The following is a 19,349-nucleotide window of genomic DNA, read 5'->3' on the forward strand; positions in this document are numbered from 1 at the left end:
ATTCCCAAGGGAAAGCGCTGCGCGCTTTTCCTGGGAAAACCGCTGCACACTTTTCCTGGAATTGCTTTTCCAGATCTGATTGCCGGCCGCTCTTTCAGCTTGAAGGGGTGGCCGGCGGCGTTTCGTAATCCAGTGCGGCGACTTCATCCAGCATGGCACGCAGGTCGGCCGCCCGTTGCTCGCCGACCATGTCCTCGAAACGCTGCTGGGCAATGCTCCACAATTTCGTCGCCTCCTCGAGCTTGGCGAGGCCCTGGCTTGTCAGCCGCACCCGCTTGATGCGGCGATCGCCCTTGTCGGCGAAGGTTTCGACATAGCCGTCACGGATCAATGGCTTCAGCGTGTGGCCGAGCGCCGACAGATCCATGACCATCTCTTCTGCAATCGTACCCATCGCCGGCTCGCTGCCGACATGGATCTGGTACAGCAAGCCGTATTGTGTGCCCTTCAGGCCCGAAGGCGCGATCACATCGTCATAGAAGCGGCTGAGCTTGCGCGCGGCGCGCCGCAGCGTGGCGTTGTTGCAAGGGCTGAATCCCGGCATCGCAGTCTTGTTCATCACCATTCCTTCCCGGCAAAAGCGCCTGCCGGCCTGCCGCAGAAATAGTTTCTGGCGCCACCGTTGACAAGATAGTGGCATATACCTACTTCCCCGATAGTGGCATATGCCACCAATTGGAAATCAGGCGGCGAGGGACATCCAATCTCGCCGGAAAGCTAAAAAAGGAACACGACAATGAGTGGACAGGACAACAAGGGAACCGCAGTGATCACCGGCGCATCGGCAGGCATCGGCGCGGTCTATGCCGACCGGCTGGCAGGGCAGGGCTATGATCTGGTGCTGGTTGCGCGGCGCGCCGACCGGCTCGAGGAACTGGCTGAAAAGCTGCGTTATGCCTATAAGCGCAAGGTCAGCGTGATATCCGCCGATCTCGCCGACGACGATGATGTGCGCCGCGTCGAGCAGGCGATAGCAGCCGACGATAGCGTCACGCTGCTGGTCAACAATGCCGGCATCGGCGGCCAAGCCGTGGTGGCGACCGCCGACGCCGACGAGGCCGAGCGCATGATCAAGGTCAATGTCATCGCCTTGACCCGCCTGACCCGCGCCGTGCTGCCGGGGCTTTTGGCGCGCAACCGCGGCGCCATCGTCAACATCGCCTCCGTGCTCGCCTATGAGACCTCGTTCGGCGGCATCTACAGCGGCACCAAGGCCTATGTCGTCAACTTCACTGAGGGGCTGCACCGCGAAGTCGCCGGCACCAATGTGAAGGTGCAGGCGGTACTGCCGGGCGCGACCCGCACCGATTTCTGGGAGCTTGCCGGCAGCGATATCGACCAGTTGCCGAAGGAAATCATCATGACCGCCGACGATATGGTCGATGCCGCGCTTGTCGGTCTCGCCAGGGGCGAAGCCGTCACCGTGCCGGCGCTCGCCGATGCGGGCAAGCTCGACACCTTCCTCGGCGCAAGGCAGGCCTTCTACGGCAGCCTGCATGCCGACAAGCCGGCCGCCCGCTACGCGGCTTGAGCTGACAGAACCCGGGTTCCTCACCCCCCGCAAAGCGGGGGAGAGGTGGCCGCGAAGCGGACGGAGAGGGGGCCTTCCTAGGGCGAATGCCTAATGGAGTCTGGTCACCGTCGTCGCGCCAGTCCCCCTCTCCGTCTCGGCTTCGCCGTGCCACCTCTCCCCCATTCCATGGGGGCGAGGAACTAGAGCTAAGCCCCCCGCCACATCGGAATGATCGACGCTGCGAGCACCAGCGCCAACACGATGTTGAGCGCGCGCCACTGCCATTCGGTCTTGAGCAGCCGTGCCAGCACCATGCCGGCCACGCACCAGATGGACAGCGAGATGGCCGCGGTGAGGCCGAAGGTAGAGCCGAGCAGCAGCGCGAGCTGCCCCGGTCCGTCGGCAAGGGCCGCGAACGAGGCCGCGGCACCCAAGCCCATCGCCCAGCCCTTCGGGTTCGTCCACTGAATGCCGGCGCCGCCGAAGAAACTGTTGGGCTTGGCCATCGTGACATCGAGATTGGGCGGCCCGGCGCGGCCGATCTTGATCGCCAGCCACACAAGATAGGCCGAGCCGATGATCTTCATCGCCAGTTGCAGCGATGGCATGGCCAGCAGCAGGCCGGCGAGCCCGGCGGCGGCGGCACCCGTTACCGTGGCAAGGCCGGCGGCACTGCCGGCCATCAGCGGCACGGAGCGGCGAAAGCCGAACTGCGCGCCCGAAGCGGTGGACAGAGTTGTGGCGATGCCCGGGGTGGCGGTGGCCACGAAGGCAAACAGGATGAGCGGCAGGATGGTCTGGAGCATGGGGCGTCCTTCGTCGAGGGCCTTATGGTAGACTTCCGCCTGCTTCAGTAAATGCAATGTTTGCGATGCCTCGCATTAGCGAATATAATGCTATGCATGATCCGAAACCTCGACATGGCTCTGATCCGCACCTTCGTCACCGTCGCCGACAAGGCCAGCATGACCGCGGCAGCGAACGCGCTGCACCTGACGCAAGGCGCCGTCAGCCAGCAGGTCAAGCGGCTGGAGGAGGCGCTGGGCTGCAGCCTGTTCGAGCGCGACCGGCGCGGCTTGCGGCTGACGCGGCCTGGCGAGCGGCTGTTCGGCAAGGCAAAGCGGCTGCTCGGCCTCAATGACGAGATCTGGGCCGAGATGGCGGGCACGGAGGTTGCCGGCCAGGCGCGGCTCGGCGTGCCCTACGACCTCGTCGGCACCTTGCTGGCGCCGGTGCTGAAGGCCTATTCGGAAGCCTATCCACGGGTCGAGATATCGCTGCTCTGCGCTGCCTCGCCGGATCTTGCCGCCGCACTTGCCGCCGGCACCATCGATCTAGCCCTTATCGAGGAGCCGGTCGGCCCGTCGGCCGGTGAATGCCTTGCCATCGACCGGCTGGTCTGGGTTGGCGCCAAGGGCGGCGTTGCCCGCGCCAAGCGGCCGCTGCCGGTGTCAATTGTCGCCGACACCTGCGCCTTCCGCCCGGTGGTGCTGTCGGCGCTGAACGAGCATGGTCTGGAGTGGCGCACCGTGTTCGAAAACGGCAACATCGACGCCACGACCGCGACGGTGCGCTCCGATCTCGCCGTCACCACGTGGCTGGCCTCCACCGTGCCGGCCGACCTAGATATTCTGCCTTTCGATGCCGGGCTGCCACCGCTGCCGAATTTCTCGATCAACCTGCATCTGCCAGGGTTTGGCGCGGCGCCTGCCGCGCAGGAATTCGCGCGGTTTATCAGGGATGGACTGGGGCGGCGGGCGATGGCGGCTTGAACGTGCGCTCCTTCTCCCCGTCACTATACGGGGAGAAGGTGCCGGCAGGCGGATGAGGGGCGGCGCGAACCGATCCGTTTTCTGATCCACAGACGTTTCGTCCAATTGGCGAGGTCAGCGCTGCCCCTCATTGCCCTGCCGGGTATTTCTCCCCGTATAGTGACGGGGAGAAAGAGCCACTCCTACTTCCAGTTCTTGCGCCGCTCGAGCTCGGCTTCGGACGGTTCTTGCGTGACAAACGACCCGACCTTGATCTCGCCTGATCGTTCGTAGGTCGCCATGATGACGCCAGTGGTGGTGGCCTGCGACTTGACGAGCCTGAAGGCGGCCGGCATCGCACTGTCGCCGAACAGCCGCTTGCCCTTGCCCAGCAGCAGCGGGAACGTCATCAGCCGGATTTCGTCGATCAGCCCGTTGGCCAGCAAGGTCTGGATCAGTTCGCCCGAACCCTGGATGAGCAGGTCAGGTCCATCCTCCTGGCTGAGGCGGCGCAACGCCGCGATGATATCTTCCCCAAGCCATTGCGTGTTCTCCCAGGTAAGCGAGTCCGGCCGATGCGTCGCCACATATTTGGTCGCAGGGTTGAAGGCATCTCCGATCGGATCTTTCTGATACGGCCAGTACGCCGCGAAGATGTCGTAGGTTCTGCGGCCGAGCAGCAGGGCGAAGGGTTTGGAGAAGAGTTCCTCCATTGCCACGCCTGCCACTTCGTCAAAGTAGTGGAAGGTCCAGCCGCCGAACTCGAAGCCGCCAACTGGATCCTCTTCCGGCCCGCCTGGAGCCTGCATGATGCCGTCGAGGCTGACGAAGGTGGCGGCGATGATCTTCCTCATTGGGCTTCTCCTTTTGGTGATCCGCGCCGTCAGGGCCGGATTTCGATCCAAGGACGGACGGGCAGGTGGCCTTCCGACAGGTAACGGCAAGAAATCCGCCGCCGCCCGGTGAAGGATACCTATTGCCGCTTTCGCCCGCTGCCAGGAGCCTGTGACGAAAACCAGACATCGCCGATGACAGCGGTGGCGGTCCGGTCGGGCGTCCTGTCAGCCGCCAGCCAGATCGAGCGGCTGCGGGCCGCTTGCTGGAGGTCGGGGATTTTCGCCCCGGAGCTGGCAACCGAGGCGCCAACGCAAGGGATGAACCAGGAGCGCATGAACGGGTCGCAGGCAAAGCCCTTGTCGGTGCGGGTTACCATTACGGCAAGGCCGACACTCTGGGAGGGGCGCCAGGGAAAGATCATGCGGCCGCCGGGCTTGAGCGCCCGTAGCCAGGCAACCGGCGGCGCCACGACACCGGCATTGACGTAGATGATGTCGGAAGGCGGCAGATCGCCTGTGACGGCATCGCCGTGGATGACTCTGGCATTGCGGTAGGGTTCGAGGTTCTTTGTCGCTCTGGCCGCAAGATCGGCTTCCAGTTCGAAGGCAGTCACAGGGCCCGGCGAAACCAGCCGCGCCAGCAAGGCGGTGTAGTAGCCGGTGCCGGCACCGGCATGGGTGACGGCCTCACCCGGTCTGGGGGCGATCCTGCCGATCCACATGGCGTGCAGGGAAGGCTCGCCATTGTTGATGCCCTTGTCGGCATCGAGCGCCACCAGCACATCCTGATAGATGTGAACCGGATCGGCGCTCGGCGTCACGATCCTGCCGTTGCCGGTGATCAGCGCCCTGCCGGCCACGATCGTCCAAGGTCCGGGACCGAGAAAGGCCTCGCGCGGCACTGTGGCGAACGCCTGTTCGAGGCGCGAATCGGCCGAGCCGGCATTTGCGGCCATCAGCTGTGCATAGAATTTCCTGGCGTCTTCCACACTTGTCATGATGCGCTACAAGATAGCGCGAACTGCCGGTTTGTCGCGGTCGCAAGGGGAAATTCAGCCGACGCCGAAGACCGTGTCGTAGAGCAGTTTGAAGTTGAGCACCAGGATGATCGCCGCGACCACCCAGGCAAGTGCCGCCACGCTGCGCGGAATGGCAAGGTTGCCCATCTTCTTCTTGTCGGAGACGAACTGCACCAGCGGCACAACCGCGAAGGGCAGCTGCATCGACAGGATCACCTGGCTGAAGACCAACAACTGGCCGGTGCCCTTTTCGCCATAGAGCGCGGTGACGACCACCACCGGGACGATAGCGATGCCGCGTGTCAGCAGCCGGCGCGCCCATTGCGGGATGCGCAGGCGCAGGAAGCCTTCCATCACGATCTGGCCGGCAAGCGTCGCCGTCACCGTCGAGTTGAGGCCCGAGGCCAGCAGCGCCACTGCAAACAGGATCGAGGCGATGCCGAGGCCAAGCAGCGGCGACAGGAGTTCGAAGGCCTGGCCGATCTCGGCGACATCCTGGTGGCCGGTGCCGTGGAAGGCGACAGCCGACACAATCAGGATGGAAGCGTTGACGAACAGCGCCAGGACAAGCGCGATGGTCGAGTCGGTCGTTGCCCATTTGATGGCGTCGCGCTTGCCTTTTTCGGTCCGTTCATAGGCGCGCGTCTGCACGATCGAGGAGTGCAGATAGAGATTGTGCGGCATCACGGTGGCTCCGATGATGCCGATGGCGATGTAGAGCATGGCCGGGTTGGTCACGATCTCCGTCGACGGCACGAACATCGAATGCAGGATCGAGCCGACCGGTGGGGCCGCGGCAAAGATCTGGATGGCGAAACAGCCGAAGATGATGATCAGAAGCGCGATGACGAAGGCTTCGAGATAGCGGAACCCCTTGTTCATCAACAAAAGCACGATGAAGGCGTCGAGCGCCGTCAGCATGGCGCCGCCGACCAGTGGAATACCGAACAGAAGCTGCAGCGCAATCGCCGTGCCGATGACTTCGGCGAGGTCGCAGGCGATGATGGCGAGTTCGCAGGCGACCCACAGCACGAAACTGACGGGACGCGGATAGTAGGCGCGGCAGGCCTGGGCGAGGTCGCGGCCGGTGGCGATGCCGAGCCGTGCGGCGAGCGCCTGCAGCAGGATCGCCATCAGGTTGGACAGCATGATGATGAACAAAAGCGTGTAGCCGAACTGGGCGCCGCCGGCGAGGTCGGTTGCCCAGTTGCCCGGGTCCATATAGCCGACCGAAACCATGTAGCCCGGCCCCATGAAGGCGAACAGGCGGCGGAACCAGATGCCGGATTGCGGCACCGCGATCGTGGAATTCACCTCGCGCAGGCTCGGCGGATTGTCCTCCGGCCTGTCAAATCGCCAGGCTGATCCCACGGTTGCGTCGGCTTCGGACATGGAGGGCTTTCCACTGGATGGATTGGTGTTGTCATCCTATCTATGTCAGGGCTCAACATTATGCAATAGGCTATATTTCATTGTATATGCTTCTTATGCGGCAGCCGGTTGGACGCGCAGGGAGCGATCGCAAACGCCGGTTGCACCTGCCATGGAATGCAAATAAACGGCTGGAACAGTTAAGCCCGTGCTATGAATGGCAAAGGGCGATTGATTTGTCGAAAGCCAGGAAGGAGCGCGTATTGGCGCTGAAGCATAAACCGGTTCGACGCGAAGAGCCGCTTCCGAATGCCGACGTTCATTCAGAAGGCTTCCGGCAGACGCGCGAAGCGCGCCGCAGCGCGCTGGTCGAGGATTATGTCGAGCTGATCGCCGACCTGATCGAGGACGGCAACGAGGCGCGGCAGGTCGATATAGCGGCAAGGCTTGGCGTCGCCCAGCCGACGGTGGCCAAGATGCTGACCAGGCTGTGCGCCGACGGGCTCGTCTCGCGCAAGCCGTATCGCGGTGTGTTCCTGACCGATGCCGGCCGCAAGGTGGCGGAGGAAAGCCGCATCCGCCACCAGACGGTCGAAGCCTTTTTGCGCTCGCTCGGCGTCAGCGCCGAGACGGCGCGGATCGATGCCGAAGGCATCGAGCATCATGTCAGCGCCGAGACGCTGGAAGCCTTCCGCAAGGCGATGATCGCGCCACGCTGAGGCTTCCGAGCCTCGGACCAAAGTCCATCGGAACCTCCGAACCTCATGCTCGTTGCTCCTGACGTCGCGCGCGATTGGTGCGCGTCAAGGGAGGAAACCATGGGCGTTGAACAGGCACCGACCGCGAAGGGCAAGCAAGCTGCCAGAGGATTAAAGCAGGCGGCTGCAAAGGATGAGCGCAAGACTGAAGCCGAAACCGGCCGGCCGCTGAAGAAGGGCGCCGCGCGTTTCGAGGAACGCTCCAAAAGCTCGGACGGCAAGAGCGCCGGCGCCAAGCAGAAGAGCTGAGCTCTCGGCCGCAAGCGCCAACGCTTATTCTTCGCTCACATCCTGCACCCAGCTGCGCGGATGGCCGTCGACGCGGAACTGGAAGATGAAATAGGGCGGGATGCAGGTGCCCTTGCCGGGCTTGGCCTCGGCCAGATCGTCGTAGCCGGCGGTGCAGATATAGTCCTCGCGGCAGGGATGCGCCTTGTCGCAGGCGCGCAGGCCGGCGGTCTTGGTGAATTCCTTGGTGCAGAATTTGTGGTCCTTGCCCGACGCAATGCAGTCGTTGAAGCCGGTCTTGGCCAGCCGTCCGCAACTCGCCTCGTCGGGCAGCTTTTCGCAGCTCGCCTTGCGCAGCATGCCGCCGGGAAAGCCGCCGGTCTTCTGCTCGGGATTGTCGTAGCGCTGGCGTGCCGCGCCATAACCGGCGAGTTTTATCGGCGGTTTCTTGTCGCGCGCCGGATCGATGGCACAGGCCTTTGCGGTGGCCGGCGAAAGGCGGCAATACTGGTCGCTGCCCCATTTCGACATCTTGATCTCGCCGAACTCGACGGGATCGCCGACCTGGATGCCGCCGTCGCTGACGCAGGTGCCAAAGCCCGGATGGATGGCGCTTTCATGGACGCCGGCGCAGCGCAGGCCGGCGCCGCAGGTCCAGTCCTTGAAGCTTGCATCCTCGCCGCTGTAGCAGATCGAGCCCCAGCCATTGTAGAGGTCGGTGCCTTTCAGCGCCTCGGCGTATTTGGCATCGGGACGGGCGGCGAAGCCGCGGGAGAAATCCGGATGGCTGCCGGCGGCGAATTCCTCGACGATGGCGCGCCGGCGCGGCAGGTCGGCGAAGAACACAGCCGAGCCCGGCACGAAGACAGCGTTGCGGCGCGGCTCGCTAGCCGGGTCGGCGCCGGTGTAGTGAAAGCCGGCAATGCCGTGCGTCTGATGGCAGCCGGTGCAGGTCATGTCGTTGAGACGCAAATTGAAGCCGGCCACCGATTTCACGCTGCGTAGTTCGTTGCCCCTCGCGACATAATCCTTCAGCGCCTTGTCGATGTCGGCATCGTCGAGCAGCCCATAGGCGATGTTGTTTTGCGATCTGGCCATGCCGCCGGGTGCGACCGAGACGGCGCTGGTCGCCAGGAAATTGTCTGATATCACCAGCCGGCCGCGATCGAGGTCGTAGATGTTGCGATCGGTCAGCAGCCATTTGGCGAAGCCCGGCCGGTCGGCCAGCACGATCTTCCTGTCGATCTGGTTCTCCATCTTCGATTCCTGGAAGGTGGACGTCGCCGGGTCCCATTTGAAAATCTTGAGGAGATATTCGGCATGGCCGCCGAAATCGCGCCGGCTCGAGGCCGACAGCCGGAGAACCTGCATGTTGAGTTCGAGCCGCATGATCTGCGATGAGTTCAGCATGGAGTTCGAAAGCGGACCTTCATCGGAGCGCAGCCAGGCCGCCAGCTGATCGGGCGCAAGGTCCTTTTGCCCGGCGGCCAGCCAGCGCTTGGCGACATCGGCACACGAGACGGCGGTGGCGCTTGGACGGTCTCTCGAAGCGCGGGCGCGCGCCTCGCCGGGCATGGCATTGAAGACCAGGCTCATGGTCAATGGCAGGCGCGACGAAATGCGCTGTGCCGTCTTCCCCTTCGCCGGCTTCTCCGCCACCGAATAGTGGAAGCGGTAGATCAGCCTGATTTCGCCGCATTCGGTGTGGCCGAGATAGCCGCGGTCCATGCGGTTGACGACGCCGGTCAGGTCGAGCGTCGAGCCGTCATCGTCGATGTATTTCGGGTTGAATGTCTGGCTGGAGTCCTTCGTCTTCGCCAGCGCGGCGACATAGGGATCGGGGCTGCCGGCGGGCTCGTCAGCGATCTCCTTCTTGACGGCATTGCGCACCGGAGTCAGCGCTCGCACCGAGAATAGGCCGCGATTGTCGACCTCGCGGGTGAGACCCAGCGCCGGACCGAGCAGGCGGCTGATCGACAGGCCGCCACGCTCGAGCGCCTGCAATGTGTCGGGATCGGTCACGGCGACGCTGGAATCGAGCGTGATGGCACATGCCGGCCACGAGCCAAGGCACCATAGCACCGGCAGCAACAGAAATCGGCCGATCGTCTGCAAGCCCTTACCCCCCGTTCGACCGGATGCTACAGCGCGCGTGCCGCCTCGACCAGAGCGCGGAGCGGCGATGCCGCCGGCACGAAAAATACTGTGACTTGGCGCAACCATTACGATAATTGTTTGTTGGGGTCGGACCGGGCCACGACATCGGCCAGGTCTGCCAGGAAGTTTGCATTACGGGGAGTTGCCATGCTCTGGAAGGGCCGCCGTCAGAGTGACAATGTCGAGGACGAGCGCAGCGACAGCGGCGGTGGTGGTTTCGGCGGCGGCAGCCCCGGCCAATTCCGCGTCCCGATCGGCGGCCGCACCGGTGGCGGCGGCAGCATCTTGCTCGTCATCCTCGTGGTGCTGGCCGGATGGTATTTTGGCTTCGACCCGTCGCAGATCCTGGGCAGCGGCGACAGCGGCGGCGGCCAGATCACCGACAACAGCGGCGGCCAGGACGAGGGTGCCGGCACGCCTGCTTCCGACGAGATGAAGCAGTTCGTGGCGACGGTGCTCGCCGAGACCGAAGAGACGTGGACCGGCATCTTCCAGTCACAGGGCCTGAAATACGAGGATCCGAAGCTTGTGCTGTTCAGCGGGCAAATCCGCTCGGCATGCGGCTCCGCCTCGACGGCAGCCGGTCCGTTCTATTGTCCCGGCGACCACAAGGTCTATCTCGACACCACCTTCTTCCAGCAGCTCGACCAGCAGTTCGGCGCGTCTGGCGATTTCGCCCAGGCCTATGTGATCGCGCATGAGGTCGGTCACCATGTGCAGAACCTCACCGGCATCCTGCCCAAGTTCAACCAGATGCGGCAGTCCATGGGCGAGGCGGAAGCCAACCAGATGTCGGTGCGCATCGAGCTGCAGGCCGACTGCTTCGCCGGTGTCTGGGCGCACTTCACCGGGCAGAAAGGTATCCTGGAACAGGGCGACATCGAAGAGGCGCTGAACGCCGCCAAGCAGATCGGCGACGACACGCTGCAGAAGAAGATGCAGGGCTATGTCGTGCCGGAAAGCTTCAACCACGGCACCTCGCAGCAGCGGCAGACGTGGCTGGCGCGCGGCTACAAGAGCGGCAAGCTTTCGGATTGCAACACGCTGACCGGTCCGATCTGACGAGACTGCTCGGGCCCGCGTTTCCCGGCGTCGGCCGACCGCCAAACTGCCGTCAGGGGATGTCAGGATCGACGATTCCCGACCGTTCCCTTATTGTTCCAGAATGACGCCTCGCCTATAACGGGCGCCCGCTCAAGGGCGGCTTAGGGAGCAGACGCCATCATGATCGACCCCAAAACCGCCAGGCGGGGCCTTGCGCTCGTCTTCACCACGCTGCTGCTCGACATTATCGGCTTCGGGATGATCATGCCGGTGTTGCCGGCCTATCTGAGGGAATTGAGCGGGGTCGGCATCAGCGAAGCGGCGATCGAGGGCGGCTGGCTGTTCTTCGTCTATGCGGCGATGCAGTTCTTCTTCGCCCCGATCATGGGCGGCTTGAGCGACCGCTTCGGGCGGCGGCCGATCCTGCTCGCTTCCGTGCTCACCTTCTCCATCGACAATTTGATCTGCGCCATCGCCTGGTCCTATCCAATGCTGTTCATCGGACGTGTGCTGGCCGGCATTTCGGGCGCCAGCTACTCCACGACATCGGCCTTCATCGCCGACATTTCGAACGACGAGAACAGGGCAAAGAATTTCGGCCTGCTCGGCATCGCCTTCGGTGTCGGCTTCGTCATCGGTCCGGTGCTGGGCGGGCTGCTCGGCACCTTCGGACCGCGCGTGCCGTTCTATTTCGCCGCCGGGCTTGCCTTCGTGAACTTCCTCATCGCGCTGTTCTTCCTACCGGAAACGCTGGACGAAAAGCACCGCCGCCGTTTCGAGTGGAAACGCGCCAACCCGGTCGGCACGCTGCTGCAGATGCGCCAGTACCAGGGCATCGGCTGGATCGGGCTCGCCTTCTTCCTGATGACGCTTGGCCACATGATGTATCCGGCGGTGTGGTCGTTCGTCTCCAATTACCGCTATGGCTGGAGCGAGCAGCAGATCGGCTTCTCGCTCGGCGCCTTTGGCCTGTGCGGGGCGATCGTCATGGCGACGGTGCTGCCGCGCGTGATCCCCAGGCTGGGCGAATGGCGGACGGCGGTGATCGGCCTGACATTTACCGCGGCCGGCGCCTTCGGCTACGCCTTCGCCTCGCAAGGCTGGATGATCTATGCGGTGATCGTCGTCGGCTGCCTCGAAGCATTGGCCGATCCGCCGTTGAGAAGCCTTGCCGCCGCCAAGGTGCCGCCTTCGGCGCAAGGCGAATTGCAGGGCGCGATGACCTCGATCTTTTCGATCACCTCGATCATTACGCCGCTGCTCTACACCGCGATCTTTTCCTGGTTCACGGGGCCGAAAGCGCCGGTGACATTCGGCGGTGCGCCTTATCTGCTCGGCGCGTGTTTCCTGACGCTGGCGGTCATCGTCTTTGTGACGAAAGTGGCGAGGCCGACGGCAGTGAGAAATGCCGCCACCGGCGTCGCTGAAGATGGAGCGCCGGGATGAGCCATGACAGCCGCATAAAGCCGACCAGGGATGGGGTGTCGCTGTCTCGCCTGGTGTTCGGCGCCTGACGCCTGCTCGACAGTGCCGCCCGCCGGTAAATGCCGCCAGGCTGGTTCTCTCGGAACCTTCTTCATGCCGCGGTTGTTGAACAGACCGGTCGACCGGTTTTCAATTTGCAGACGCAGACCAAGGGCAATCGCGCCGCATTTGTAACTCTGACAGGGCAGCGCAGCGCCCTAGTTTCCCTGAGACGGCTGGATTGGAACGAGAGGAGATCGCCATGTTGAACCGGATGCTTCATCAGGCAGTGCTCGTGCTCGCCGCTGTCTGTATTGCTGTGGCCATGGCGCAAGCGGCGTCTTCGGCGCGTCCGGGTCAGCCGCCGCCCGGCTTCACCTCGGCCAAGGTAGCGGTGAACGGCAGCAGCCTCCACTATATCAGGGGTGGAAACGGCCCGGCTCTCATTCTCGTGCATGGGTTCCCGGAGGACTGGACCGAATATCAGGCCATTATGCCGAGGCTGGCGCAGCGCTTCACGGTGGTTGCCGTCGACCTTCCCGGCATCGGCCGCTCGGCGCCGCCGCGAGATGACTATGAGGCCACAAATCTGGCGTCTCAAATCCATGGCCTTGCCGATGCCCTGCATCTGGAAAAGCCCTATGTCGTCGGGCACGATCTCGGCGGCATCGTCACCTATGCCTATGTCAGGCGGTTCCCGGAATCGCTGCGCGGCGCCATGATCCTCGATGTGCCGATGCCCGGCATCGATGGGTGGGACAAGGCGATCGCCGGCACGTGGCATATCGGCTTCATCCAGGCGCCCGGCCACCTCGCCGAAAAAGTGGTGCCGGGTCGGCAAGCCGCCATGCTCGGCTGGTTTCTCGACATCGGAAAATTCACCCGGCAGGAGCGTGGCTACTACTTTCGGATATATCGCGCGCCGCAACTGCATTCCGCGTTCGAGATCTATCGCGCCTTCCCCAACGACGGTGAATGGAACGCCGCCCAGACGGCGCCGAACGCCGTGCAGCTGGTCATTGCCGTCGGCCAGAAATCCTTCTTAAGCGCACTGTTGCCGACCTTTCTGGACGGCTATCGCGCCAAGGGCATGAGCCATGTCGAGGGGGCACATATACCGGACGCAAGCCACTATGTCGTCGCCGACAATCCGGATGGCGTGGCGGCGTTGATCGAAAAGCATGCCGGCGAAAACGCGCGCTGATCGCTCTCTCCATTAAACAGCCAAGGGAGAACGGAAATGAACGATCTGACGAAGAACGGATCTGCACTGCCCAAGATCGTCGACCGGGCTGCGTTCGAGACGGAACTCAACGCGCTGCGAGTTCGCGAGAAAGCCCACACCAGGGAAAGCGATGCCATCGCTGCTGCGCGCCGGCGGCTGCCCATGGTCGAGATCGACGGCGCAACGCCACTCATCAGTGACAAGGGTCAAGTGACGCTGCTCGACGCCTTCGAGGGCCGCACTCTGCTCATCGCCTATTATTTCATGTGGCACAAGGATCAGCCGGCGCCGCAGCAATGCGAGGGCTGCACTCTGTTCACCTCGCAGGTGCGGGAGCGCGTCTACATCAATTCGCGCGACGTCACCTACGCCACCTTCTGCCAAGGGCCCTATGAGCCCAGCATCCGCTACCGCGATTTCATGGGCTGGGACATGCCGTGGTACTCCGCCGAGAAATCGCTCGATACGCTGCTTGTCGACCGCCAGCACAACCGTATGCACATCGTGTGTTACGTGCGTAAGGGGAACTCCGTCTTTGAAACGTATTGGACGACCGCCCGCGGCGTGGAGGCGATGGACAACAATTACCACCTGCTCGACCTCACCGTTTATGGACGGCAAGAGGAGTGGGAAGACTCGCCGGAGGGTTGGCCGCAGCCCTGGGGCCAAGGCAAGGCGCGGATGCGCAAAGGCAGCCGCCCGATCGCCCAATGGGGGCGCCTGGAGGCAGGCTATTCCGACGATCTGGGGAAGGGCTGAATCAGCCCTGAAAGTTCACTCAGTGCCGCGTTCATGGCAACCAATTGAGGGCTATCTAGTGCTCGATCCATTCGCCTGGAATGTCGAGTGCCTTTGCCAGCAGCGCTGTGGTTTGCGCAGACGGTTTGCGACGATTGGATTCGAGGTCCGACAGGAAACCCTGGCTCACACCAATGGCATTGGCCAATTCAGCTTGCGTTTGCTTGCGCCAATTGCGCAATGCCTTTAGCCGGCTGGAGCCCCGCAAAATATCCATGGTCACCTCTGCAGGCAGGGCCTTTTCCGTTTTGAGTCCGGCCTTGCGTTCGTCGTAGATCGCCACATCAGCAGCGTCTTCCCGAGCTTCTTCGGCGGCATGCAGCAATGCTTCATAATCGGCCTTCGGGATGACGACCAGCTCTTCACCGGTTGGCGTCTTGATGATTTGCGGGGCGTTCATAATGTCTGTCCTATGAGCGGCTGTAGGTCGTTGTTTCACGCTTGCCGATATAGATCGCGAGAACAGTGGTGCGGTCTTCATCAAATATGACGCGATAGCGACCGATACGCAGTCTGTAACCATCCCGGCCGGCAAGACGCTTTACGTCCCCACGTCCGCTGACAGCATAAGTGATCAAGCCTTCGGAGACCTGCTCGCGGACATCAGCCGGCAGGTTGTCGAGATCGCGAGCCGCCGATACCGAAAGAATGATCGTCTTCACGGATGCAATATCGCATATTTATCGCTCGCTTCTAAGCGATATTATCGCTTATGCCAAGCGGGAAGATCAAACCCGCTCGGCCAGCAATTCCTCGCCGCGCTTTTCGCGGATCAGGTTGACGAAGCGGCGGAACAGATAGTGGGAATCCTGCGGGCCGGGTGAGGCCTCGGGATGGTGCTGGACCGAAAACACCGGACGGCCGGTAAGCGCGATGCCACAGTTCGAACCGTCGAACAGCGAAACATGGGTTTCCTCAACGCCCTCGGGCAGCGAATCGGCGTCGACGGCAAACCCGTGGTTCATCGAGACGATCTCGACCTTGCCGGTGGTGTGGTCCTTGACCGGGTGGTTGGCGCCGTGATGGCCCTGGTGCATCTTGGCGGTCTTGCCGCCCAGCGCCAGCGCCAGCATCTGGTGTCCGAGGCAGATGCCGAACACCGGAATGTCGGTCTTGAGCAGATCCTGGATGACCGGCACGGCATAGTCGCCGGTGGCTTCCGGGTCGCCGGGACCGTTGGAAAGGAAAATGCCATCCGGCTGCATGGCGAGGATCTCTTCCGAACCTGTGCTGGCCGGCACCACGGTGACCTTGGCGCCAAGCCCGGAAAGCAGCCGCAATATGTTGCGCTTGACGCCGTAGTCGATGGCGACGACGTGCATCGACGGCTCGGCCTGTTCGCCAAAGCCTTCGTTCCAGACCCAAGGGGTATCGCGCCAGACCGAGGACTGGCCGGAGGTGACTTCCTTGGCAAGATCGAGGCCGATCAGGCCTGACCATGCGGTGGCGCGCAGCTTCAAATCGTCGAGGTCGAAGCCGCCGTCGGGCGCATGGGCGATGACGGCATTGGGCATGCCCTTTTCACGGATCAGCGCGGTCAGCGCGCGGGTGTCGATGCCCGAGAGCGCGACGATGCCGCGCTTCTTCAGCCATTGGTCGAGGCCGGTGCCGGCGCGATAGTTGGAGGGGTTGGTGACATCGGCCTTGAACACAGCGCCGACGGCACCGGCGCGGGCGACAGGGTTCAAGTCCTCGATATCCTCGTCATTGGTGCCGATGTTGCCGATATGCGGGAAGGTGAAGGTGACGATCTGGCCGGCATAGGACGGGTCGGTGAGGATTTCCTGGTAGCCGGTGAGTGCCGTGTTGAAGCAGACTTCGGCGACGGCCGACCCGGTGGCGCCGAGACCGCGGCCTTCAATGACGGTGCCGTCGGCCAGCACCAGCAGGGCGGTCGGCTTTTCGGTTACCCAAGCTGGGGTCAACACGGGCGTCATCTCGGCCATGGCGGCACTCCTGTCAGGCTGCGCGCTTCGACGGCGGGCCATCTGCGCAGCAAACGGCGCGGCCGATTTCTCGAGCCTGCGCACCTAAATTCATTCTCTTATGCAAGGCCGAGTACATAGGGGAAGGCGCCAGAGCGGTCAATGATGCGGTGCCAAAACAACGGGCATTTGTTTCGTCCAACAATATCAGGGACTTGGCGCGTTTGCTTTACGAGTTCGCCACGGTTATTGTCCGCGCCGTTCGAAGGAGAAAGCATCATGCGCGCGAAAATCGCCGAATCCCTGAAGAGCGCGATGAAGGCGCAGGACAAGCACCGGCTGCCGACGCTGCGGCTCATCCAGGCCGCCATCCACGACCGCGACATCGCCAATCGCGGTTCGGGCAAGGAGCCCGCCAGCGACGAGGAGATCCTGCAGATCCTCGCCAAGATGGTGAAGCAACGCGAGGAATCGGCCAAGGCCTTCGAGGATGGCAAGCGGCCGGAACTGGCCGCGCAGGAGCGCGGCGAGATGGAGATCATCCGCGGCTTCCTGCCGACGCAACTGGACGACGCCGCGGTGACGGCCGCGGCCCGTGAGGCGATCGCTGCAACCGGTGCGGCGAGCCAGAAGGACATGGGCAAGGTGATCGCCGCGCTGAAGCAGAAATATGCCGGCCAGATGGATTTCGGCAAGGCAAGCGGCATCGTCAAGGGGTTGCTGCAGTAGCAGCGCTTCCCCGCTTCAAGGACGAGGAGAGCTTGAGATCCTGAGGAAGCGTGACGAACGCGACCTCAGTCATCACTAAAATTGTAGTATTCGCTGTCGCCTATGTTTTAGGAAAACTCCCCTAAGATTTCCAGTTGATGGATTTTAGGGAGCCTACAATGTCAACGACATTCAGCAAAAACCTGTTTCTAGCGGCCGCTTTGGCGATACTGATTGCGGTAGGCTTCTGGCAGTGGGCGCCTTCGAAGAAGCCAGCACTCCCGACTTTCAAAACTAGTGTTGCTGAGTCGCTGGACGACGGAATTGCGCGTTACGGTGCTGAAGGCTTCGCCAAAAAGAACGAGCAGGAATTTCGTGACGCTTTCGCAAAATTCCAAGCCAACGGGCCAAAAGTTCCTGGAATGCCGAAGGCGAAATAGGTCCCACCGCCGTATCCGCGTGGGTGCCAGGCGGCACTTTCTGGCGAGCTCTCTGGAAATAGCGATCCATGCGACCCCGCTCGGTGTGAGCACTGAGCCGGAACAGTCGGCAACCACTTGAGCGATTTAGCGTCAAGCCTATGCCTGCTTTGCCTGCCAGAGAGCATGGATTCATGATCGAAATCGTAAAACCGGCGCTCGAACACCTGCCATCCTACAAGGTCGCGCTCGAGCGCGGCTGGTCGCCGGATAATGTCCGGCTGATGGAGGCGACACGTGAGCAGCTTGCGGCGATCGACGCGGATCCGGTGGCATTCCTCGATAGCCTCGACGATCCCGAGGCGAAGGGCGGCCCAATCACCTTGCCAGACGGCACGACAGTGCCGCGGCTGCCCGGTTTCCGGCGCTGGATCTGGGACGGCGAAGCGGCAGGCTCCATCGGCTTTCGCTGGCAGAACGGCACCTCGGCGCTGCCTTCGCATGTGCTCGGCCATATCGGCTATGCCGTCGTACCCTGGAAGCGGCGGCGCGGCTATGCGACGGAGGCGCTGCGGCTGATGCTGGACGAGGCGAGGGCGGTCGGCTTGGAGTTTGTCGAGATCACCGCCAAGCCGCACAACCCGGCCTCACACAAGGTGATCCTGGCCAACGGCGGTAGACTCGTTCAGCGCTTCTTTGAAGACGCGGCCTATGGCGGGGCGGAGAGCCTGCGGTTCCGGATAGACTTGTAGCCAGACCCTATTCCGCTGCAGCTGGCAGCGGCGGTGCTGCCCGGCTGCGACCTTCCCAGACGTAGGAGGCGAGCGCGACCGCCACCGCGACCAGCATCGCCGCGGCGCCGGCCAGCGGCAGGCTGCGATAGCCTAAGCCGGCGTTGAGCATGGAGGCGCCCAGCGATGCGGCGAGCGCAATGCCGACATTGAAGCCCGAGGGAATGAGCGAGGAGGCGAGGTTGGAGGCATCCGCCGTCCAGGCCAGGATGCGGGTCTGGATCGGCGTGCCGATGGCGAAGTTGAGGCCGCCCCAGATAACGATAGTGACGACCATCGGCAGCGGGTAGGGGCTGACCGTATAGATCACGCAAAGCATCACCGCCTGCAAGGCAAGCATGGTGATCAGCGATGGCATCAGTTTCCAGTCGGAGAGCTTGCCGCCGAGGAATACGCCGATGGTGGCGCCGACGCCGTTGAGCAGAAGCACCCAGGGGATCAGGCCTTCATCGAGGTGCGTCACTTCCAGCAGCGTCGGGGTGATGTAGGTGAACAGGGCGAACTGGCCGATCATCAGCATCAGCATCAGGATGAGCGAGGTCCAGACCTGTTGGCGCGCGAGCACGCGCACCTCGCGGCCGAGGCCGGCGGACGGGGTCGACGCGCCTGCCGTGCGGGGCAGCAGGGTGGCCATGGCGGCGAATGCGACCACGCCAAGCGCGCACATCACCCAGAAGGTGGCGCGCCAGCCCCAGAGATTGCCGATCGCAGTGCCCGCCGGCACGCCAATGATGTTGGAGACGGTGAGGCCGGAAAGGATGACGGCGACCGCCATGCCGCGCTTGTCCTGCGGCACCAGGCTGACAGCCACCACCATGGCGACGCCGAAATAGGCGCCATGCGCGACGGCAACCGCGATGCGAAGTAGCAGCATCGAGGTAAAGTCGGGCGCCAGCGCACAAGCCGCCTGGCCAATCGTAAAGGCGACGGTCAGGGCAAGCAGCAGGGTTTTGCGGGAGATACCCTTGGTCGCGAGCGCCAGCAGCGGCCCGCCAAGGGCGATGCCGCCAGCATAGCCGGAAACGAGATAGCCGGAGGTCGGGATCGAAACGCCGAGGCCATCGGCCACTTGCGGCAAGACGCCGGCGATGACGAATTCGGTGGTGCCGAAAGCGAAGGCGGCAATGAACAGGGCAATGAGCGGAAGCATGGCGCGGAAGCGATCCTCGGATGAGGTGGCCTCAAACCACGGATGAAGCGCGCGGGCAATGCAGAAATTGTCGACGCTGCTTTAGGTTTTCTTGAGCGGGTGATGCGGCTTCTTCCTTCTCCCCCTGTGGGCCTGTTGCGTAATTGGCTGGTTGTGATTCTGTGAGTGGGAAGCTCGGAGGGAATCGCGATG

At 63.1% G+C, this 19,349-nt stretch carries 21 protein-coding genes; 11 read left to right on the plus strand and 10 right to left on the minus strand.

What is annotated here, in order from left to right:
* Positions 1–94 precede the first annotated feature (94 nt).
* Complete coding sequence (locus ACWTU9_RS12160; RefSeq protein ID WP_455858483.1) at positions 95–559, minus strand: MarR family winged helix-turn-helix transcriptional regulator; 465 nt, start codon at positions 557–559, stop codon at positions 95–97.
* Between the two features lie 177 nt (positions 560–736).
* Here ACWTU9_RS12160 and ACWTU9_RS12165 point away from each other — a divergent pair, with 177 nt between their 5' ends.
* Entirely contained in the window at positions 737–1,531 is a 795-nt protein-coding gene (locus ACWTU9_RS12165; protein WP_455858484.1) for an SDR family NAD(P)-dependent oxidoreductase, read from the plus strand.
* Between the two features lie 188 nt (positions 1,532–1,719).
* Here ACWTU9_RS12165 and ACWTU9_RS12170 read toward each other — a convergent pair whose 3' ends face one another.
* Positions 1,720–2,319 (minus strand): LysE family translocator, encoded by a 600-nt coding sequence (locus ACWTU9_RS12170; protein WP_455858485.1) that lies wholly within the window; start codon positions 2,317–2,319, stop codon positions 1,720–1,722.
* Positions 2,320–2,415: 96 nt separating this feature from the next.
* On the opposite strand from ACWTU9_RS12170, the gene ACWTU9_RS12175 reads away from it, so the two are divergent.
* Positions 2,416–3,285: a LysR family transcriptional regulator gene (locus ACWTU9_RS12175; protein ID WP_455858486.1), complete on the plus strand. Its 870-nt coding sequence runs from the start codon at positions 2,416–2,418 to the stop codon at positions 3,283–3,285.
* A 182-nt stretch (positions 3,286–3,467) separates the two neighbouring features.
* Here ACWTU9_RS12175 and ACWTU9_RS12180 read toward each other — a convergent pair whose 3' ends face one another.
* The 3 genes from ACWTU9_RS12180 to ACWTU9_RS12190 all read right to left on the minus strand — a co-directional run bounded on the left by ACWTU9_RS12180 (position 3,468) and on the right by ACWTU9_RS12190 (position 6,511).
* Positions 3,468–4,118: a dihydrofolate reductase family protein gene (locus tag ACWTU9_RS12180; RefSeq protein WP_455858487.1), complete on the minus strand. Its 651-nt coding sequence runs from the start codon at positions 4,116–4,118 to the stop codon at positions 3,468–3,470.
* Positions 4,119–4,237: 119 nt separating this feature from the next.
* Positions 4,238–5,098, minus strand: coding sequence for a protein-L-isoaspartate O-methyltransferase family protein (locus ACWTU9_RS12185; protein ID WP_455858488.1), 861 nt, complete (start codon positions 5,096–5,098; stop codon positions 4,238–4,240).
* Between the two features lie 54 nt (positions 5,099–5,152).
* Entirely contained in the window at positions 5,153–6,511 is a 1,359-nt protein-coding gene (locus ACWTU9_RS12190; RefSeq protein WP_455858489.1) for an Nramp family divalent metal transporter, read from the minus strand.
* Positions 6,512–6,753: 242 nt separating this feature from the next.
* On the opposite strand from ACWTU9_RS12190, the gene mntR reads away from it, so the two are divergent.
* Both mntR and ACWTU9_RS12200 read left to right on the plus strand, forming a co-directional pair.
* On the plus strand, positions 6,754–7,209 hold the full coding sequence (mntR, locus tag ACWTU9_RS12195; RefSeq protein WP_454585513.1) for a manganese-binding transcriptional regulator MntR: 456 nt from the start codon (positions 6,754–6,756) through the stop codon (positions 7,207–7,209).
* 99 nt (positions 7,210–7,308) lie between these two features.
* A complete protein-coding gene (locus tag ACWTU9_RS12200) occupies positions 7,309–7,497 on the plus strand; it encodes a hypothetical protein (RefSeq protein WP_112563314.1) in 189 nt (62 codons plus the stop codon).
* Positions 7,498–7,521: 24 nt separating this feature from the next.
* Here the strand turns inward: ACWTU9_RS12200 and ACWTU9_RS12205 are convergent, their stop codons facing one another.
* Positions 7,522–9,591 (minus strand): hypothetical protein, encoded by a 2,070-nt coding sequence (locus ACWTU9_RS12205; RefSeq protein WP_455858490.1) that lies wholly within the window; start codon positions 9,589–9,591, stop codon positions 7,522–7,524.
* Positions 9,592–9,780: 189 nt separating this feature from the next.
* On the opposite strand from ACWTU9_RS12205, the gene ypfJ reads away from it, so the two are divergent.
* The 4 genes from ypfJ (at position 9,781) to ACWTU9_RS12225 (ending at position 14,125) form a co-directional block, all read left to right on the plus strand.
* Entirely contained in the window at positions 9,781–10,695 is a 915-nt protein-coding gene (gene ypfJ / locus ACWTU9_RS12210; RefSeq protein ID WP_455858491.1) for a KPN_02809 family neutral zinc metallopeptidase, read from the plus strand.
* Positions 10,696–10,857: 162 nt separating this feature from the next.
* Positions 10,858–12,123 carry a TCR/Tet family MFS transporter gene (locus ACWTU9_RS12215; protein ID WP_455858492.1) on the plus strand — a complete coding sequence of 422 codons (1,266 nt, stop codon included), beginning with the start codon at positions 10,858–10,860 and terminating at the stop codon, positions 12,121–12,123.
* Positions 12,124–12,403: 280 nt separating this feature from the next.
* On the plus strand, positions 12,404–13,345 hold the full coding sequence (locus ACWTU9_RS12220; protein ID WP_455858493.1) for an alpha/beta fold hydrolase: 942 nt from the start codon (positions 12,404–12,406) through the stop codon (positions 13,343–13,345).
* A 36-nt stretch (positions 13,346–13,381) separates the two neighbouring features.
* Entirely contained in the window at positions 13,382–14,125 is a 744-nt protein-coding gene (locus tag ACWTU9_RS12225; protein WP_455858494.1) for a DUF899 family protein, read from the plus strand.
* Positions 14,126–14,180: 55 nt separating this feature from the next.
* Here ACWTU9_RS12225 and ACWTU9_RS12230 read toward each other — a convergent pair whose 3' ends face one another.
* The 3 genes from ACWTU9_RS12230 to carA all read right to left on the minus strand — a co-directional run bounded on the left by ACWTU9_RS12230 (position 14,181) and on the right by carA (position 16,110).
* Positions 14,181–14,564 (minus strand): helix-turn-helix domain-containing protein, encoded by a 384-nt coding sequence (locus ACWTU9_RS12230; RefSeq protein ID WP_455858495.1) that lies wholly within the window; start codon positions 14,562–14,564, stop codon positions 14,181–14,183.
* A gap of 10 nt (positions 14,565–14,574) precedes the next feature.
* Positions 14,575–14,826, minus strand: coding sequence for a type II toxin-antitoxin system RelE family toxin (locus ACWTU9_RS12235; RefSeq protein WP_455858496.1), 252 nt, complete (start codon positions 14,824–14,826; stop codon positions 14,575–14,577).
* 66 nt (positions 14,827–14,892) lie between these two features.
* Entirely contained in the window at positions 14,893–16,110 is a 1,218-nt protein-coding gene (gene carA, locus ACWTU9_RS12240) for a glutamine-hydrolyzing carbamoyl-phosphate synthase small subunit (RefSeq protein WP_455858497.1), read from the minus strand.
* 258 nt (positions 16,111–16,368) lie between these two features.
* Between carA and ACWTU9_RS12245 the strand changes: the two genes are divergently transcribed.
* The 3 genes from ACWTU9_RS12245 (at position 16,369) to ACWTU9_RS12255 (ending at position 17,968) form a co-directional block, all read left to right on the plus strand.
* The gene (locus ACWTU9_RS12245) at positions 16,369–16,818 is read left to right on the plus strand and encodes a GatB/YqeY domain-containing protein (RefSeq protein ID WP_064989848.1); all 450 of its coding nucleotides are present in this window, start codon (positions 16,369–16,371) and stop codon (positions 16,816–16,818) included.
* Positions 16,819–16,976: 158 nt separating this feature from the next.
* Positions 16,977–17,237, plus strand: a complete 261-nt coding sequence (locus ACWTU9_RS12250) for a hypothetical protein (RefSeq protein WP_455858498.1) — start codon at positions 16,977–16,979, stop codon at positions 17,235–17,237.
* A 173-nt stretch (positions 17,238–17,410) separates the two neighbouring features.
* The gene (locus ACWTU9_RS12255) at positions 17,411–17,968 is read left to right on the plus strand and encodes a GNAT family N-acetyltransferase (RefSeq protein ID WP_455858499.1); all 558 of its coding nucleotides are present in this window, start codon (positions 17,411–17,413) and stop codon (positions 17,966–17,968) included.
* A 7-nt stretch (positions 17,969–17,975) separates the two neighbouring features.
* On the opposite strand, the gene ACWTU9_RS12260 is transcribed toward ACWTU9_RS12255, so the two are convergent.
* The gene (locus ACWTU9_RS12260) at positions 17,976–19,157 is read right to left on the minus strand and encodes an MFS transporter (protein ID WP_455858500.1); all 1,182 of its coding nucleotides are present in this window, start codon (positions 19,155–19,157) and stop codon (positions 17,976–17,978) included.
* Positions 19,158–19,349 lie beyond the last annotated feature (192 nt).

It is taken from the genome of Mesorhizobium sp. 128a, from assembly GCF_053848025.1.

Bases quoted from the DNA above. Each gene is read 5' to 3' on its own strand.
- ACWTU9_RS12160 (WP_455858483.1), bottom strand. From the start codon at position 559: ATGAACAAGACTGCGATGCCGGGATTCAGCCCTTGCAACAACGCCACG.
- ACWTU9_RS12165 (WP_455858484.1), top strand. From the start codon at position 737: ATGAGTGGACAGGACAACAAGGGAACCGCAGTGATCACCGGCGCATCG.
- ACWTU9_RS12170 (WP_455858485.1), bottom strand. From the start codon at position 2,319: ATGCTCCAGACCATCCTGCCGCTCATCCTGTTTGCCTTCGTGGCCACC.
- ACWTU9_RS12175 (WP_455858486.1), top strand. From the start codon at position 2,416: ATGATCCGAAACCTCGACATGGCTCTGATCCGCACCTTCGTCACCGTC.
- ACWTU9_RS12180 (WP_455858487.1), bottom strand. From the start codon at position 4,118: ATGAGGAAGATCATCGCCGCCACCTTCGTCAGCCTCGACGGCATCATG.
- ACWTU9_RS12185 (WP_455858488.1), bottom strand. From the start codon at position 5,098: ATGACAAGTGTGGAAGACGCCAGGAAATTCTATGCACAGCTGATGGCC.
- ACWTU9_RS12190 (WP_455858489.1), bottom strand. From the start codon at position 6,511: ATGTCCGAAGCCGACGCAACCGTGGGATCAGCCTGGCGATTTGACAGG.
- ACWTU9_RS12200 (WP_112563314.1), top strand. From the start codon at position 7,309: ATGGGCGTTGAACAGGCACCGACCGCGAAGGGCAAGCAAGCTGCCAGA.
- ypfJ (WP_455858491.1), top strand. From the start codon at position 9,781: ATGCTCTGGAAGGGCCGCCGTCAGAGTGACAATGTCGAGGACGAGCGC.
- ACWTU9_RS12215 (WP_455858492.1), top strand. From the start codon at position 10,858: ATGATCGACCCCAAAACCGCCAGGCGGGGCCTTGCGCTCGTCTTCACC.
- ACWTU9_RS12220 (WP_455858493.1), top strand. From the start codon at position 12,404: ATGTTGAACCGGATGCTTCATCAGGCAGTGCTCGTGCTCGCCGCTGTC.
- ACWTU9_RS12225 (WP_455858494.1), top strand. From the start codon at position 13,382: ATGAACGATCTGACGAAGAACGGATCTGCACTGCCCAAGATCGTCGAC.
- ACWTU9_RS12230 (WP_455858495.1), bottom strand. From the start codon at position 14,564: ATGAACGCCCCGCAAATCATCAAGACGCCAACCGGTGAAGAGCTGGTC.
- carA (WP_455858497.1), bottom strand. From the start codon at position 16,110: ATGGCCGAGATGACGCCCGTGTTGACCCCAGCTTGGGTAACCGAAAAG.
- ACWTU9_RS12245 (WP_064989848.1), top strand. From the start codon at position 16,369: ATGCGCGCGAAAATCGCCGAATCCCTGAAGAGCGCGATGAAGGCGCAG.
- ACWTU9_RS12250 (WP_455858498.1), top strand. From the start codon at position 16,977: ATGTCAACGACATTCAGCAAAAACCTGTTTCTAGCGGCCGCTTTGGCG.
- ACWTU9_RS12255 (WP_455858499.1), top strand. From the start codon at position 17,411: ATGATCGAAATCGTAAAACCGGCGCTCGAACACCTGCCATCCTACAAG.
- ACWTU9_RS12260 (WP_455858500.1), bottom strand. From the start codon at position 19,157: ATGCTTCCGCTCATTGCCCTGTTCATTGCCGCCTTCGCTTTCGGCACC.